This is a genomic window from Streptomyces sp. NPDC096079 (genome assembly GCF_040303145.1).
GTDB lineage: Bacteria > Actinomycetota > Actinomycetes > Streptomycetales > Streptomycetaceae > Streptomyces.
In genome coordinates this window covers 651423-666993 of the sequence record NZ_JBEOST010000002.1, presented here as the reverse complement: position 1 = coordinate 666993, position 15571 = coordinate 651423, and the positions used below count along the sequence as shown (strand labels likewise).

Below are 15571 nucleotides of genomic sequence, written 5' to 3'. Positions count from 1 at the left end.
CCATGACGAGCGTGTTCGCCCTTGCCCCGGACGTCCGGGTGGTCCCCATCGTCGTGATCGAGGACGCCGACGACGCGGTGCCGCTGGCCCGCGCCCTGGTGGCCGGCGGGCTGCCGCTGATCGAGGTCACCCTGCGCACCCCGGCCGCGCTCGACGCCGTCCGCGCGATCGCCGCCGAGGTGCCGGGCGCGGTCGTCGGCGCCGGGACCGTCGTCTCGGCCGCCGGGGTCGCGGACGCGGTCGGCGCCGGGGCGCGGTTCCTGGTCAGCCCGGGGTGGACCGAGCGGCTGCTCGGCGCGCTGCGGGACTCGGGCGTGCCGTTCCTGCCCGGGGTCTCGACCACCTCGGAGGTGGTGGCCCTCCTCGAACACGGGGTGGAGGACATGAAGTTCTTCCCGGCCGAGGCGGCGGGCGGCGTCCCGTATCTGACGTCCCTCGCGGGCCCGCTGCCCCGGGCCCGCTTCTGCCCCACGGGCGGCGTCTCGCTCGCCTCCGCCCCCGGCTACCTCGCCCTCCCGAACGTCGGCTGCGTCGGCGGCACGTGGATGGTGCCGCCCGACGCCCTCGCGGCCCGTGACTGGGCGCGGGTGGAGTCCCTCGCGCGCGGGGCGGCGGGTCTCGGGCAGGGCCTCAGCCGGTGAACGTCACGCTGAGGTGGTCGGTCACCGGACGGTAGCCGAGGCGCTGGTAGAGGGCGTTGCTGGTGGGGTTGGCCAGATCGGTGAAGAGCAGGACCTGTGCCGCTCCGGCCTCGCGCGCGGCCCGGCTGACCGCCTCGGTGGCACCGGCCGCGTACCCCCGGCCGCGTTCGGCGGGCACGGTGTGGACGAGGTGGACGCGGGCCTGGCCCTCGATCGTGCGGGAGACGGCGGCCATCGAGACGGGGCGGCCGTCGGGCGCCTCCCAGAGCCAGAGCCGCTCCTCGGAGATCCGCTCGGTGAGGAAGCCGGTGTAGTCCTCGGCGGGCTCGTCGCCCATGGCCACCGCGAACGCCGCCGTCCAGACGGCGACGAGCGGGACGTCGGCCTCGGTGGCGAGCCTCGCGCGGCCCTCGGGCGCCGGGTCCCGCGGGGTCAGCTCGCCGAGCCGGAAGAGCCGCATCCGGGTGGTGGGCGCCCAGGGGCGGCCGGTGGCCCGCGCGTACGCCTCGACGGCGGCGGTCTCGCCGCGCACCACGGTGGGCTGCCGCTCTCCGCCGAGGAGCCCCACGGGGGCGAGCGCGCGGGCCGCCTCCGCCGGCATGACCCCGAGGGAGGGCGCGTCGGAGGGCGGCACCACGAGGACGCCGGTGACCCGGCCGTCCGGCTCCGCCCACCAGCCGAGCCGCCGGGCCGTGTCCATGAGCGTGAGCACGGCGGTGTTGCGGGCCGGTTCGGCCGCGAGGAGCTCGGCGGCGGCGGCCCGGAAGGCGGCGGCGCTTTCGGTGAAGGACCACGTCATGCGCGTGATGGTGGTACGGGGCCGGGCCCCCGCGCCACCGATTTCGCGGGGGCGTGGGGTGCGCGGGGTGCGCCGTGTCGCGGGGTGCGCGCCGCCGCGGGGGTGCGCCGGTGTCGCCTCCGCGTCCGCTACCGCAGGTGCGAGGTGTCGTTGAGGAGGCGTACGGACGCGTTGCCGTCGGCGTAGTAGGCCACCGCCGAGATCGAGGCGGCCGACAGCTCCATCCGGAACAGGGACTCCGGCGGGGCGCCGAGCGCGAGCCGCACGAGCGTCTTGATCGGTGTGACGTGGGTGACGAGGAGGACCGTGCGGCCCGCGTACGCGGCGGTCAGCCGGTCCCGGGTCGCGGCGACGCGCCGGGCGACGGTCGCGAAGCTCTCCCCGCCGCCGGTCGGCGCGGCCTTCGGCGAGGCGAGCCAGGCGTCGAGGTCCTCGGGGTACCACTCGCGGACCTCGCCGAACGTCAGGCCCTCCCAGGCACCGAAGTCGGTCTCGCGCAGCCCCTGCTCGACGCGCACGTCGAGGCCCAGTCGGGCTCCGACGGCGGCGGCGGTCTGGCGGCAGCGGGTGAGCGGCGAGCTGACGATCTCCTGGACGGTGCCGCGCGCGGCGAGCGCCTCGGCGACGGCCTCGGCCTGGCGCAGCCCGGCCGCCGAGAGCTCGGGGTCGCTCCCCCCGCTCCCGGAGAACCGCTTCTCGGGCGTGAGCGCGGTCTCCCCGTGCCGCAGCAGCACGAAGGTCGCGGGCGCGCCCATGTCGGGCCCGGCCCAGCCCTGGCGGGGCGCGACGGTCTTCGCGGGCGTGGACGGGGCGGCGGGGCCGGTGACCGTACCGGTCCCGGTCCCGTGCGGGGCGGCCGGTGCCTGGACGTCGGCGGCGTGCCCCACGGGGGCCGGGGCCGCCTGGGTGCGGGCGGCGTGCCCCGTCGGGGCCAGGGCGCCCGCCTCCGCCTCGAAGTCGCCGGAGGCCACCGAGGCGGCGACGGCGTCCTCGGCGGCGAACAGGCCGTCCTCCGGGCCGGCGTCCGGCGCGGCGAAGAGGCCTTCGTCCTGACCTGTGCCCTGGGCCGTGCCCTGGGCCGTGCCCTGGGCCGCTGGGCGCGACACGGCGCCCGGCCAGGCGCCCGAGCCCGTGCCCGTACCGCGGGGGGCGGTGCCGCCGCCCATGGACCCCGTCGGCGCGGAAGCGCTCAGCGCCGCTCGCGCCCGCGCGGCGCCCGCCGTCGCGTCGCCCGGCGGGCCGGACGGGGGCGGCGTCGCGGCGTTGCGGGCGGCGGAGGCGTCCAGGCCCGCCGTGGAGCCGGACGGCTCCCACTGGCGGCCCCTCTTGCCCGCGTCCATGGCCTCGTTGGCCAGCCGGTCCGCGTGCTTGTTCCGCTCGCGCGGGATCCACTCGTACCGGACCTGGCCGGCCGGGAAGACCCGGCCCGCCTCGGCCGCGAGCGGCTTCATGTCCGGGTGCTTGATCTTCCAGCGGCCGGACATCTGCTCGACGACCAGCTTGGAGTCCATGCGGACGTGCACGGTGGCGTCCGGGAACAGCTCCCGCGCCGCCTTCAAGCCCGCCACCAGGCCCTTGTACTCGGCGACGTTGTTCGTGGCCACCCCGATGTACTCGGCGGCCTCCGCGAGGGTCTCCCCCGTCGCCGGGTCGAGGACGACCGCGCCGTACCCGGCGGGCCCCGGGTTGCCCCGGGAGCCGCCGTCCGCCTCGACCACGACCTCGCGCATTACAGGCCGGACTCCGCGGTGCGGACCAGGATCCGGCGGCAGTTCTCGCACCGGACGACGGCGTCCTTCGCGGCGGCGCGGACCTCGTTGAGCTCGGTGATGTTGAGCTCGATGTGGCAGCCCTCGCACTTGCGCTGGTACAGCCGGGCCGCGCCGACGCCGCCCTGCTGCTCGCGCAGCTTCTCGTACAGCTTGATCAGGTCGGCCGGGACGGAGCCGGCGACGAGCTCGCGCTCCTTGGCGACGGCCGCGGACTCGGTGTCCAGCTCGGCCTGCGCGGCGTCGCGGCGGGTCGTGGCGTCGTCCACCTTGGTCTGCACGGCGGCGACCCGCTCGGTCAGCTCGGTGAGGCGCTCCTGCGCGGACTCGCGGCGCTCCATGACCTCCAGGACGATCTCCTCCAGGTCGCCCTGGCGCTTGGCGAGGGAGACGATCTCGCGCTGGAGGTTCTCCAGGTCCTTCGGGGAGGAGACGGCGCCGGAGTCGAGCCGCTGCTGGTCGCGGGCGGCGCGCTGGCGGACCTGGTCGACGTCCTGCTCGGCCTTGGTCTGCTCGCGGCCGCAGTCGCTCTCCTCGGTCTGCGCGGCGACGAGCAGGTCGCGCAGCTGGGTGAGGTCCTTGGTCAGCGCCTCGATCTCGGCGTGCTCGGGCAGCGAGCGGCGCTTGTGGGCGAGCTGCTGGAGGCGGACGTCCAGGGCCTGGACGTCGAGGAGGCGGATCTGGTCGGCGGGCGCGGCGTTCAGTTGGGGGCTCCAGAGGAAGTGTGGTGGGAGGACCAGGGGTCGGTGACCGTCTTCGAGACGTGGACGCGGAGGTCCCAGCCGTGGCGGTCGGAGATCGTGTCGAGCTGCGCGGCGGCCTGCTCGCACCAGGGCCATTCGGTGGCCCAGTGGGCGGCGTCGACCAGGCCGAGCGGTGAGTGCTGGGTGGCCTCGGAGACCGGGTGGTGGCGCAGGTCGGCGGTGAGGAAGGCGTCGACGCCCGCGGCCCGTACGGCGTCGAAGAGGCTGTCGCCGGAGCCGCCGCTGACGGCGACGCGGCGCAGCAGCATGCCGGGGTCGCCGGCGACGCGGATGCCCTGGGCGGTGGCGGGCAGCCGCTCGGCGGCGCGGGCGGCGAAGTCGGCGAGCGTCTCGGGGCGGTCGAGCTCGCAGATCCGGCCGAGGTTGTTCTCGGGGACGAGGGGGCCGGTGACGCGGAGGTCGAGGGCGCCGGCGAGGGCGTCGGAGACGCCGGGGTCGGCGGTGTCGGCGTTGGTGTGGGCGACGTGGAGGGCGATGTCGTGCTTGATGAGCGTGTGCACGACGCGGCCCTTGAAGTGGCCGGCCGCGACCGTCGTGGTCCCGCGCAGGTAGAGCGGGTGGTGGGTGACGATCAGGTCGGCGCCGAGGGCGATCGCCTCGTCGGCGATCTCCTGGACGGGGTCGACGGCGAAGAGGACGCGGTTCACCTCGGCGTCGGGGTCGCCGCAGACGGTGCCGACGGCGTCCCAGGACTCGGCTCGCTCTGGTGGCCAGAGGGCGTCGAGCTCGGCGATGACTTCAGACAGGCGGGGCACGAGGGAAAGGCTACCTGTCCCCCGTGCCCCGCCGTTCTGGCCTGTGGATAACTCCGGGACCCCGGGCTACTTCTTCACGAGGTCGGCGCGCAGGTCGTCGAGGACGCTGTTCGCGGCGGTGACGCCGAGGCCGAGGTACCAGGTCTCGTCCGGGACGTCCTTGGCCTGGCCGGCCTTGACGGCCTTGAGGTTCTTCCAGAGCGGGTTGGCCTGGGCGGTGTCCTTCTTGGTGGCCTTGGCGTCGCCGTAGACGCCGGTGAAGATCCAGTCGGCGTCGGCCTCGTCGATGCGCTCGGGGCTGACCTCGGCCGCCAGCTCGTCGATCTGCTGGTTCTCGGGCCGGGGCAGGCCGGTGTCCTCCAGGATGGTGCCGATGAAGGAGGCCTTGGCGTAGAGGCGGATCTTGCCGGGCAGGTAGCGGACCATGGAGACGGTCGGCTTGTTCGGGCCGATGTCCTCGCCGAGCTGCTTCGCCTTGGTCTCGTAGGCGGCGAGCTCGGCCTTCGCCTCGGCGGTCCTGTCGAGCGCGGCGGCGTTGAGGAGGTAGTTCTCCTTCCAGGTGAAGCCCGGGCGGATGGAGAACACGGTCGGCGCGATCTTCGACAGCTCGTCGTACTTGTCGGCGGCGCGGAGCTGGCTGCCGAGGATGAGGTCGGGCTGGAGGTTGGCGATGGCCTCCAGGTTGAGGTTGTTGATGGTGCCGACGGACTTGGGGCTGCCGGCGTCCTTCGCCAGGTAGCCGGGGATGCCGTCGTCGCCCTCGGAGGGGGCGTAGCCGACGGGCTTGACGCCGAGGGAGACGACGTTGTCGAGCTCGCCGACGTCGAGGACGACGACCCGCTTGGGCGCGGCCTTGAGCTCGGTCGTGCCGAGGGCGTGGGTGAGGGTGCGCGGGAACTGGCCCGGCTTGGCGTCGGTGCCCATGGCCGCAGTCTTGGCGGCGGCGTCGCCGAAGTCCTTGCCGCCGGTGGCGACGTCCTTCTTCTTGGACGCGTCCTCCTTCTTCGCGGGGTCGGAGGACCCGTCGCCGCCTCCGCAGGCCGCGAGCGAGAGTGCGGCGGCGAGGGCGACGACGGCGGCGGTGCCGCGGCGGCGGAGGGACATGAGAAGGCTCCTGTACGGGTCGTCCTGGCGGGGACACACGGAGGCGGAACCTCCGCTTAGGTTCGCCTTACCTTACTCACCATGGGTCACTCCAGCACAACCGCCCCCTCACCCTCAGCCGAACCGCCGCAGGGCCACCCTTATGTGTGAAGTGACCCTGCTCGTGTTGTTCGGCTGGAAGTGCGAAAACTAGCTTCGTGGCCGGAGGTGACGAGTCGATGACAGCGTGTGCCATCGAGACCACGGCCGAGGACGGCGACCGCGACCCCGGCGCGGCCTGGCCGGCGGGGTTCACGATCACGGCCAACGGCGCGTACGCGGCCAGGCTCGCGGGCGCCGGTGACGCCCTGTACGTGGAGAGGTGGACCCTCGACGGCCCGGAGCCGTACGCCGTCCCGCTCCCCCTCGGCCAGCCGGAGGAGCCGGGCGCCCGGCTGCTGCCCCTCGCCGACGGCCGGGTCCTCGTCGCCCGCCGCGTGGACGGCCGGCGGAACACGTTCTCCCTGCTCTACCCCACCGGCCCGGCCACCGGCGAGCTGCAGCTCGGCGCGGTGGAGGCGCCCGGCTCCGAGCACCTGGTGCTGCTCCCTCCCTCGCCGGACGGCATCTGCGCGTACGCGATGTGCGTCGGACCCGACACCACGACGCTCTGGCTCGTGGCGGGCGGGGCCTTCGGACCGGAGCGGGTCGCGGAGGTCGCGGGCCGCTGCACGGGCGGGGTGTGGCTCGACCGCACGGGCCGGATGCTCGCGCTCGACCGGCGGCTCGGCGACGGGCCGGTGAAGGCCGTCGCCGTCGACCTGGAGCGGGGCGGGGAGGTGACGCCGCTGCTCCAGATCACCGAGGAGAGCGACGACCGGCTGCTGCTCGCGGACCCCGACAGCGGGCTGCTCCTGATCCGCTCCGACGCGCCGTCGCCGGGGCACGACCGGCTCGGCTGGGGCGTGCTCGGGAGCCTGCTGCCGGTGCGGTTCCCCGAGTGCCTGCGGCTCGACGACGCGGCGGTGACGCCGTTCGCGGTGCAGCCGGGGCAGGTGCTGATGCCGGAGAGCTGCGCGGTGGCGCTGCGGATCGACGCGGCGGGCGGCAGCTGGGTGGGCGTCTGGCAGCCCTCGTCCCGCCGGATGGCCCAGCTGGCGGCGCCCCAGGGCTGGCTGCCCGGGGCGGGTCTGTGGACGGCGGGGGGCGAGCTGCGGCTGCCGTACGCGACGGCCGAGGTGCCGTGCGGCCTCGCGGGTCTGGAAGTGCCGCCGGAGCCCGAGCCGGTGGTGGTCGTCGAGGAGCCGCGGGTGTGCCGCCCGGTGCCCCTGCAGCAGGCTCCGCTGACGGACCGCCGGCCCGCCGGCTAGTGCGGTGGACCTTTCCGGTCACAGCACTGGTGCGGTGGCCCTTCCGGCACGGCACTAGACTCACGGCCGCACAGCAAGAGCAATACGTACGGGGTGAGTTCCAGCATGTCGGAAGCAAGCACGGAGGGTACGGAGTCGCGCGGCTCCGGGAAGCACCGCGGCCAGGCGTCGCCGGCGGAGGACTCCACGTCCTCGCCGCACGGCCGGCACCGCCGCGAGGCCGACGCCCACGCGCAGTAGGAGAAGCAGGGAAGCACGAGCAGGGCCCCGGGGTCTCCCCCGGGGCCCTGTTCCTTCCCCACCACCCCTGTGGCTCAGCCCTTCTTCAGACCCAGCACCTCCGTCGCGGCGAAGGTCTCGCCCGCCGGGCGGGACGCGTAGTGCGGGGTCAGGAGGGAGTCCAGCTCCTCGTACGTGAACGCCTCCTTGGCCGTGTCGAACTTGGCCGAGACCTTCGGCCGGTCCACGACCGCCACCATCCCGCCGTGCACGACGAGCAGCTGGCCGTTGACCCCGGCCGCCGCCGGGGACGCCAGATAGCCGACGAGCGGCGCCACGTGCTCCGGGGACAGCGGGTCGAGCTCGCCCTCCGACGGCTCCCCGAAGCCCGCGAAGACGTCCTCGGTCATCCGGGTCCTGGCCCGCGGGCAGATGGCGTTGGCCGTCACGCCGTACCGGGCGAGCGCCAGCGCCGACGAGGTGGTCAGGCCGACGACGCCGCCCTTGGCCGCCGCGTAGTTGGGCTGGCCGGCCGAGCCCGCGAGGAAGGCCTCGGACGAGGTGTTGACGATCCGGCCGTACACGCCGGTCTCGCCCGCCTTGGCGCGGCCCCGCCAGTGCACCGCCGCGAAATGGGTGGTGTTGAAGTGGCCCTTGAGGTGGACCCGTACGACCGAGTCCCACTCGTCCTCGCTCATCGAGAAGACCATCCGGTCGCGCAGGATGCCCGCGTTGTTGACCAGGACGTCCAGCTTCCCGAACTCGGCGACCGCCAGGTCGACCAGGCCGCGTGCCGTCTCGAAGTCGGAGACGTCGCCGAGGTGCGCGACCGCCCGGCCGCCCGCCGCGACGATCTCCGCCGCGACCTCCTCGGCGGGCGCGGCGGAGGCCGCTCCCGAGCCGTCGCGGCCGGGCTGCCCGTAGTCGTTGACGACGACGGCGGCGCCGAGCCGGGCCAGTTCCAGGGCCTCGGCGCGGCCGAGACCGCGCCCGGCGCCGGTGACGATCGCGCTCAAACCCTCAAGAGGGAGTGACATCTCGCAGAAGTCCTCTCAGATCGCGATGCGGGTCTCTCAGATCTCGATGCAGGTACGGAGGGCCGCGCCGGTCCGCATCTGCTCCAGCGCCTCGTTGATGCCCGCCAGGGGCACCCGGTGGGTGATGAGCGACTCCAGGTCGATGCGGCCGGCCCGCCAGAGCGCGATGGCCCGCTCGTAGGAGCGGAGCACGTCCCCGCCGCCGTACATCGAGGGAAGGATGCGCTTCTCGTCGAAGAACAGCTCGAACATGTTGAGCTGGAGGAAGTCGTCGAGGGCGCCCGCGCCGACGACGCAGAGGGTGCCGCCGCGCCGGGTCGTCTCGTACGCCGTCCGCGCGGTGGCGGACTTCCCGACGACCTCGAAGACGTAGTCGAAGCCCTCGCCTCCGGTGATCCGCTGCTTGGCGTCGGCGAGCGCGTCCGGGGCGACCGCCTCGGTGGCGCCGAACCTCAGCGCGGCCTCGCGGCGGGACTCGACGGGGTCGACGGCGATGATCTCGGCCGCGCCCTGGAGCTTGGCGCCCTGGATCGCGGAGATGCCGACACCGCCGCAGCCGATGACCGCGACCGACGAACCGGCTTCCACCTTCGCCGTGTTGATCGCGGCGCCGAGGCCGGTGGTGACGCCGCAGCCGATGAGGGCGGCGATGTCGAAGGGCACGTCGTCCGGGATCGGGACGGCGCAGCCCGCGTCGACGACGACCTCCTCGGTGAAGGTGCCGGTGCCGGCGAAGCCGAAGACGTCACCGCCGGGGCGCTTGAAGTTGGGCGTGCCGGCGTTCATGAAGCCCGCGAGGCACAGCTGGGTCTGGCCGCGCTTGCAGGCCGGACAGCTGCCGCAGGCGGGCAGCCAGCAGAGCAGGACCCGCTGGCCCTGGCCGAGGCCGGTGACGCCGTCGCCGACGTCGAGGATCTCGCCGGCGCCCTCGTGGCCGGGGATGAAGGGGGCGGGCTGCGGGAGCACCCCGCTCATCGCGGAGACGTCGGAGTGGCACAGGCCGGTGGCCCTCACCCGGATCCGCACCTTGCCCGGGCCGAAGCCCACCGCCTCGACGTCGTCGAGGACTTCGAGTTTGTCCTGGCCGATCTCGTGCAGTACGGCTGCGCGCATGGTGCGGCTCCCATCAGGCGATCAGGCGGATCAGGGGTTCAGGCGATCAGGAGTGTTCGACGAGGGTGTCGGCGAGGACCGGGGCGTCGTCGCGCTCCACGGCCGTGACCGTCACCTGGACGCGGCCGTCGCCGGCCCACATCCGGATGCGCAGGGTCTCGCCGGGGAAGACGATCCCGGCGAAGCGCGTGCGGTACGAGCGGACCCGGGTGACGTCGCCGCCGAGCAGCGTGTCCACGACCGCCTTGAGGGTCATGCCGTACGAGCAGAGTCCGTGCAGGATCGGCCGGTCGAAGCCGGCGAGCTTGGCGAACTCGGGGTCGGCGTGGAGCGGGTTCCAGTCGCCGGAGAGCCGGTAGAGCAGGGCCTGTTCCTCGCGGATCGGCCGCTCGACGGTGGCGTCGGGCGCGCGGTCCGGGACCGCGAGGCGCTCGGAGGGGCCGCGGTCGCCGCCCCAGCCGCCCTCGCCGCGCACGAAGATCGAGGCGTCGCTGGTCCAGAGCGGCCCGTCGTCGTCGGCGGCCTCGGAGCGCAGGACGAGGACGGCGGCCTTGCCCTTGTCGTACACGGCGGCGACGCGGGAGGTGGAGACGGCCCGGCCGCCGGTGGGCAGCGGGCGGTGGAGGGTGACCGACTGGCCGCCGTGCAGGACGGCCGCGAGGTCGATGTCGATGCCGGGGGCGGAGAGCCCGCCGACGACGCCCATGCCGGCGCCCGCGACGGTGGCGAAGCTGGGCAGGACGTGGAGCCGGGACTCCAGGGTGTAGCGGAGTTCGTCGGGGTCGGTCGCGGGGACGCCCGCCCCGAGGCCCAGGTGGTAGAGCTGGACGTCCTTGTGGTCCCAGGAGATCTCGGCGCTGCGGGGTTCGGCGGCGACGGCCTTTGCGGGGTCGATGGGCATCGGGCTGCTGCTCCTCGTGGCGGTGAAGACCTCGGCGCGGCCGTCCGCACCGTCGGCCGCACCGAGGCCGTGCGGGGACCGTCCCGTACGCGGCCGTTCTAGAACGCGTTCTAGGTCGGTGGACCCCATGTATAGCCGAGGCGGAAGGAGTTGGGAACCCTCCTGACGGCATGTCAGAAATGCTGCTGGGCGCGGCACCCGGGACATTTGTCACGGCCGGGTCCGTACATTCACGCCTGCCGGACGAGGGCCCCCGGCTCGTAGCGTCGTCCCCATGAAGAACGAGACAGCGGTCGCCTTCACCGGGGTCACCCGGTCCTTCGGAGCGGTCCGCGCCGTGGACGGCATCGACCTCACCATCCGGCGCGGCGAGACCGTCGCCCTGCTCGGCCGCAACGGCGCCGGCAAGTCCACCGCCATCGGCCTGCTCCTCGGCCTCGACGAGCCCGACGGCGGCGAGGTGCGGCTCTTCGGCGACACCCCGGCCCGCGCCGTCGCCGCCGGCCGCACCGGCGCGATGCTCCAGGACGGCCGCCCGGTCCCCCGGGTCACCGTCCGCGAACTCGTCGCCTTCGTCGCCCGCACCTACCCGAGGCCCCTGCCGGTCGCCGAGGCCCTCGCGCTCGCCGGCCTCACCGCGCTCGCCGACCGCCGCGTCGACCGCCTCTCCGGCGGCCAGGTCCAGCGCGTCCGCTTCGCCGTCGCCCTCGCCGGCAACCCCGAACTGATCGTCCTCGACGAGCCCACCGCCGCCCTCGACGTCGAGGCCCGCGAGGCCTTCTGGGACTCGATGCGCGGCTACGCCCGGCGCGGCAACACCGTCCTGTTCTCCACCCACTACCTGGAGGAGGCCGACGCCCACGCCGACCGGATCGTCGTCATCGACTCCGGCCGCGTCCTCGCCGAGGGCACCGCCGAGCAGCTGAAGCGCGCGGCCGGCGGCAGCCTCGTCGCCTTCGACCTGGCCGGCCGCCCCAGCGAGGGCCTGACCCTGCTGCCCGGAGTGACCTCCGTCGAGATCCGCGGCGACCGCGCCCGGCTCCACACGGACGACTCCGACGCGACCGTCCGCGCGCTCGCCGAGCGGGACGCGATCCGGCGCCTCGAAGTCGCCCCCGTGTCCCTCAACGACGCCTTCCTCGCCCTCACCGCGCACGCCCGCCCCCTGGAGACGACCCGATGATCACCGCGTACGTCCGCCTCGAAGTCCGCCGCACCCTGCGCGACACCGGATTCGCCATCGGCACCGTCGCCGTCCCGGTGATGATGTACCTCCTCTTCACCAACCTCGCCGGCCAGGACGAGGACGCCTGGAAGACCGCCTCCATGGTCGGCATGGCCGCGTACGGGGCGCTCGGCGCCGCCCTGTCGATCGGCACCGGCGTCGCCGAGGACAAGGGGACCGGCTGGCTGCGGCAGCTGCGGATCACCCCGATGAGCCCGCGCCAGGTCGTCACCGGCCGCGCCCTCACCGGCTCGGTGGTGGTGCTCCCGGCGATCGTCGGGGTCCTCCTGGCCGGCGGCCTCGTCAACGGCGTCCGCCTCGCGGCCTGGGAGTGGGCCGCGGTCGCCCTCACCCTCTGGCTCGGCTCCCTCCCCTTCACCCTCCTCGGCCTCGGCAACGGCTACCGGCTCACCGCCCAGACGACCGGCGTCGCGAACATCGCCTGCAATCTGGGCCTCGCCGTCCTCGGCGGCCTGTGGTTCCCGGTGAGCCTCTTCCCCGGCTGGCTGCGGTCCCTCTCCGCGTACACCCCCACCAACCGCTTCGCCGAACTCGGCGTCTCGGTCTCCGGCGGGCACGCCCCGGGCGCGGCGGCGCTCGCGGTCATCGCCGCCTGGGCGGCCCTGTTCGGCGCGTACGCGGCGGTCTCGTACCGTCGTTCGGCGAGGACGGTGTAGGGAGTGGACATGAGGATCCGGCAGCTGTGGAGGACGAGGGCGCACGAGCGCCGGGACCGGGGGCCCAGCGGGCTCAGCCTCCTCCCCTGGCTCCTGATGGGACTCGGCGCGCTCTCCCACCTCCTCGGCGGCGACGCCCCCAACCCCTGGATCGGCGCCCTCGGGCTGCTCGCCTTCAACACGGTCTACATCGCGATCGTCTTCAGGGCCTTCGACCCCCGCCGCCGGGAATCCCCCCTGACCTGGGCTCTCCTCGCCGGCCTCGGGGCGCTCACCTTCGCCCTGGCCATCGGCTACGGCCGTGAGTGGCTGCTCCTCTTCCCGCTCCTCGGCCTCGGGGTCGGCGCGGTGGTCAGGCGCGGCCGGCTCCTCCCCCTGATCGCCTTCCCGCTGGTCCTCGCGGTCGGGGCGGTGACCTTCTGGCGGGACGGCTGGGGCTCCATCGGGATCGTGTACGGCACGTTCATCTCGATCATGGTGACGGCGGCGATCCTCGCCCTGGACGAGACGGTCCGTCAGCTGCGGGAGACCCGGGAGGAGCTGGCCAGGGCGGCCGTCGAGAAGGAGCGCCTGCGGTTCTCGCGCGATCTGCACGACCTGCTCGGCCACACCCTGTCGGTGATCGTCGTGAAGTCGGAGGTCGTACGGAGGCTCGCGCCGCGCGACCTGGACGCGGCGCTCGCTCAGGTCGCGGACATCGAGTCCGTCGGCCGCCAGGCGCTGACCGAGATCAGGGAGGCCGTGACCGGCTACCGCGAGGGCAGCCTCGCCACCGAGCTCGACCGGGCGCGCGACGCGCTCTCCTCCGCGGGCATCGAACCGGTCGTACGCCGCTCCGGCCCCCTCCTCGAACCGCGGACGGAGGCCCTGCTGAGCTGGGTGGTGCGGGAGTCGGCGACGAACGCGGTGCGGCACAGCGGCGCGTCCCGCTGCGAGATCGTCCTGTCCGGCTCGGCCGAACGGATCCGGCTCACCGTCACGGACGACGGCCGCGGCCCCGCGTCCGGCACCCCGGGGAGCGGACTGCGCGGCCTGCGCGAGCGGGTCGCCGCGGCAGGCGGCACTCTTGACTCGGGACCGGCTCCGCGGGGCGGGTTCCGGGTCACCGCGGAACTGCCCGTGGAGGCCCCCGTACCGCACGAGGGGGAGCCCACGGGATGATCAGACTGCTGCTCGCCGAGGACCAGGGCATGATGCGCGGCGCGCTGGCCCTGCTGCTCGGGATGGAGCACGACATCGAGGTGGTCGCGCAGGTCGGGCGCGGGGACGAGATCGTGGACGCGGCGCTCCTCGCCCGCCCCGACGTGGCCCTGCTCGACATCGAGCTGCCGGGCCGCTCGGGCCTGGACGCGGCGGCGGCCCTGCGGGACGAGGTGCCGGAGTGCCGGGTCCTGATCCTCACGACCTTCGGCCGGCCGGGGTACCTGCGCCGGGCGATGGAGGCGGGGGCCGCGGGCTTCCTCGTGAAGGACGGCCCCGTGGAGGACCTCGCCGAGGCGGTCCGGCGGGCGCTGCGGGGCGAGACGGTCATCGACCCGGCGCTCGCGGCGGCGGCCCTGAGCGCGGGCCCGAACCCGCTGACGGGACGTGAGCGGGACGCCCTGGCGGCCTCGGTGGACGGGGCGACGATCGCGGACATCGCCGCCGCCCTGCACCTCTCGGAGTCGACCGTACGGAACTACCTCTCGTCCGCGATCGGCAAGACGGGCACCCGCAACCGCATGGAGGCGGTCCGGGCGGCACGTCAGCAGGGCTGGCTCTGAGCCTTGGGCCCCCGCTTCGGGAGCCACAGCAGCATCAGGAGGGCCGCACCGACGAGGACGGCCGTCGAGACGCGGAAGGCGGCCGCGAAGCCCGAGGTGAGGGCGGCCGGGCCGCCGGCGGGGCCGGTGACGGCGGTCGCGAGCGTGCTCAGGACCGCGAGGCCGAGGGCGCCGCCCATGGTCCGGGAGGTGTTCACGAGGCCGGAGACGAGGCCCGCGTCGCCGGGGGCGGCGCTGGAGGTGGCGAGGGTGGCCAGCGGGGTGGTGGCCAGGCCGATGCCGGCCATCATCAGGATCCCGGGGCCGAGGATCGTCCTCAGGAAGCTGCCGTCGGCGGTCATCGTGGACTGCCAGGCGAATCCGGCGGCACCGACGAGCGCACCGGCCACCGCGAGGTTCCGGGCGCCCACCACCGGCATCAGGCGCGGGGCCAGCTTCGAGCCCACGATGACGCTGAGGGAGCTGGGGACGAGCGCGAGTCCGGCCTGGAGCGGGGTGTAGCCGAGGACGCTCTGCGCGTACGTCGTCATGAAGAACCACATGCCGAAGGAGCTCGAACCGCACAGCAGGATCCCCACGTTGGCGGCCGACACCGCCCGCGTGCGGAACAGCTTCAGCGGCATCAGCGGGGCCGCCGTGCGGGCCTCGACGGCCACGAAGACCCCGAGGAGCGCCAGGCCGCCGAGGAGCGTCAGGAGGGTCCCCGGGTCGGTCCAGCCGGCCTCCTCGGTCTGGACGATGCCGTACGCGAGGGTGGCGAGGCCCGCGGTGACGAGGACGGCGCCCGGCAGGTCGAGGCGGCGGCCGGAGCCGGTGCGGCTCTCGCGGAGCCAGAGGACCGCGCCCGCGAGGACGAGGACCCCGACGGGCACGTTGACGAGGAGGACCCAGCGCCAGGAAAGCAGGTCGACGAGGAGCCCGCCGACGAAGCCGCCCGCCGCGCCGCCGGCCGCGCCGACGGCCGTCCAGGTGGCGATGGCCCGGGTCCTGGCGGGCCCGGCCGTGACGGCGCCGGTGACCAGGGTCAGTGTCGCCGGGGAGAGGACGGCCGCGCCGAGTCCCTGGACCGCGCGGCCCGCGACGAGCTGCCAGCCCTCCTGGGCGAGCCCGCCCGCCACGGAGGCGGCGGTGAAGAGCCCGAGCCCCAGCAGGAACATCGCCTTGCGCCCGTACAGGTCGGCGGCCCGCCCGCCGAGGAGCATGAACCCGGCGAACGCGATGGCGTAGGCGCTGATCACCCACTGCAGTCCGGCCGCCGAGAGCCCGAGGTCGGCCCGCATCGACGGCAGTGCCACGTTCACGACGGAGACGTCGAGGACGACGACGAACTGTCCCGCGCAGGCGGTCAGGACGACCGCCCAGGGGCGGGAGGAGGGTCGGGCGGGAGGGGGCGCGGTCGTGGTGGCGGAGTCGGTCTGCGGCATGGACGTGATGGTCGCAGACCGGCTCCGCCCC

16 protein-coding genes are annotated in these 15571 nt (G+C 74.5%); 7 read left to right on the top strand and 9 right to left on the bottom strand.

The genetic code is table 11. The features are described 5' to 3' along the window. The first annotated feature begins 2 nt into the window (after nucleotides 1–2). Nucleotides 3–641, top strand: a complete 639-nt coding sequence (gene eda, locus ABTY59_RS06985) for a bifunctional 4-hydroxy-2-oxoglutarate aldolase/2-dehydro-3-deoxy-phosphogluconate aldolase (RefSeq protein ID WP_352017848.1) — start codon at nucleotides 3–5, stop codon at nucleotides 639–641. Here eda and ABTY59_RS06980 read toward each other — a convergent pair. The 5 genes from ABTY59_RS06980 to ABTY59_RS06960 all read right to left on the bottom strand — a co-directional run bounded on the left by ABTY59_RS06980 (nucleotide 631) and on the right by ABTY59_RS06960 (nucleotide 5832). Then, nucleotides 631–1440 carry a GNAT family N-acetyltransferase gene (locus ABTY59_RS06980; protein ID WP_352017847.1) on the bottom strand — a complete coding sequence of 270 codons (810 nt, stop codon included), beginning with the start codon at nucleotides 1438–1440 and terminating at the stop codon, nucleotides 631–633. The genes eda and ABTY59_RS06980 overlap by 11 nt on opposite strands. A 128-nt stretch (nucleotides 1441–1568) precedes the next feature. After that, nucleotides 1569–3170 (bottom strand): bifunctional RNase H/acid phosphatase, encoded by a 1602-nt coding sequence (locus ABTY59_RS06975; RefSeq protein WP_352017846.1) that lies wholly within the window; start codon nucleotides 3168–3170, stop codon nucleotides 1569–1571. Continuing rightward, nucleotides 3170–3913, bottom strand: a complete 744-nt coding sequence (locus tag ABTY59_RS06970; protein ID WP_352017934.1) for a zinc ribbon domain-containing protein — start codon at nucleotides 3911–3913, stop codon at nucleotides 3170–3172. The genes ABTY59_RS06975 and ABTY59_RS06970 overlap by 1 nt, the downstream gene beginning before the upstream one ends. Continuing rightward, nucleotides 3910–4728, bottom strand: a complete 819-nt coding sequence (locus tag ABTY59_RS06965) for a Nif3-like dinuclear metal center hexameric protein (RefSeq protein WP_352017845.1) — start codon at nucleotides 4726–4728, stop codon at nucleotides 3910–3912. The genes ABTY59_RS06970 and ABTY59_RS06965 overlap by 4 nt, the downstream gene beginning before the upstream one ends. A gap of 66 nt (nucleotides 4729–4794) precedes the next feature. Then, entirely contained in the window at nucleotides 4795–5832 is a 1038-nt protein-coding gene (locus ABTY59_RS06960; RefSeq protein WP_352017844.1) for an ABC transporter substrate-binding protein, read from the bottom strand. Nucleotides 5833–6050: 218 nt separating this feature from the next. Here ABTY59_RS06960 and ABTY59_RS06955 point away from each other — a divergent pair, with 218 nt between their 5' ends. Both ABTY59_RS06955 and ABTY59_RS06950 read left to right on the top strand, forming a co-directional pair. After that, entirely contained in the window at nucleotides 6051–7181 is a 1131-nt protein-coding gene (locus tag ABTY59_RS06955) for a hypothetical protein (RefSeq protein WP_352017843.1), read from the top strand. A gap of 105 nt (nucleotides 7182–7286) precedes the next feature. Then, on the top strand, nucleotides 7287–7421 hold the full coding sequence (locus ABTY59_RS06950; RefSeq protein ID WP_352017842.1) for a hypothetical protein: 135 nt from the start codon (nucleotides 7287–7289) through the stop codon (nucleotides 7419–7421). Nucleotides 7422–7495: 74 nt separating this feature from the next. Here the strand turns inward: ABTY59_RS06950 and ABTY59_RS06945 are convergent, their stop codons facing one another. Genes ABTY59_RS06945 through chsH3 form a run of 3 tightly spaced genes read right to left on the bottom strand, consistent with a single transcriptional unit; the run spans nucleotide 7496 to nucleotide 10451 of the window. Next, nucleotides 7496–8437 carry a 3-oxoacyl-ACP reductase gene (locus tag ABTY59_RS06945; RefSeq protein WP_352017841.1) on the bottom strand — a complete coding sequence of 314 codons (942 nt, stop codon included), beginning with the start codon at nucleotides 8435–8437 and terminating at the stop codon, nucleotides 7496–7498. 36 nt (nucleotides 8438–8473) lie between these two features. Beyond that, the gene (locus ABTY59_RS06940) at nucleotides 8474–9550 is read right to left on the bottom strand and encodes a Zn-dependent alcohol dehydrogenase (protein ID WP_352017840.1); all 1077 of its coding nucleotides are present in this window, start codon (nucleotides 9548–9550) and stop codon (nucleotides 8474–8476) included. Nucleotides 9551–9596: 46 nt separating this feature from the next. Beyond that, the gene (chsH3, locus tag ABTY59_RS06935; RefSeq protein ID WP_352017839.1) at nucleotides 9597–10451 is read right to left on the bottom strand and encodes an enoyl-CoA hydratase ChsH3; all 855 of its coding nucleotides are present in this window, start codon (nucleotides 10449–10451) and stop codon (nucleotides 9597–9599) included. A 274-nt stretch (nucleotides 10452–10725) separates the two neighbouring features. On the opposite strand from chsH3, the gene ABTY59_RS06930 reads away from it, so the two are divergent. Genes ABTY59_RS06930 through ABTY59_RS06915 form a run of 4 tightly spaced genes read left to right on the top strand, consistent with a single transcriptional unit; the run spans nucleotide 10726 to nucleotide 14116 of the window. Further along, entirely contained in the window at nucleotides 10726–11634 is a 909-nt protein-coding gene (locus ABTY59_RS06930; RefSeq protein ID WP_352017838.1) for an ABC transporter ATP-binding protein, read from the top strand. After that, nucleotides 11631–12353 carry an ABC transporter permease gene (locus tag ABTY59_RS06925; protein ID WP_403533204.1) on the top strand — a complete coding sequence of 241 codons (723 nt, stop codon included), beginning with the start codon at nucleotides 11631–11633 and terminating at the stop codon, nucleotides 12351–12353. The genes ABTY59_RS06930 and ABTY59_RS06925 overlap by 4 nt, the downstream gene beginning before the upstream one ends. 9 nt (nucleotides 12354–12362) lie before the next feature. After that, a complete protein-coding gene (locus tag ABTY59_RS06920) occupies nucleotides 12363–13514 on the top strand; it encodes a sensor histidine kinase (protein WP_352017837.1) in 1152 nt (383 codons plus the stop codon). Continuing rightward, entirely contained in the window at nucleotides 13511–14116 is a 606-nt protein-coding gene (locus ABTY59_RS06915; RefSeq protein ID WP_352017836.1) for a response regulator, read from the top strand. The genes ABTY59_RS06920 and ABTY59_RS06915 overlap by 4 nt, the downstream gene beginning before the upstream one ends. Here the strand turns inward: ABTY59_RS06915 and ABTY59_RS06910 are convergent. Then, on the bottom strand, nucleotides 14098–15540 hold the full coding sequence (locus ABTY59_RS06910) for an MFS transporter (protein WP_352017835.1): 1443 nt from the start codon (nucleotides 15538–15540) through the stop codon (nucleotides 14098–14100). The genes ABTY59_RS06915 and ABTY59_RS06910 overlap by 19 nt on opposite strands. Nucleotides 15541–15571: the final 31 nt, after the last annotated feature.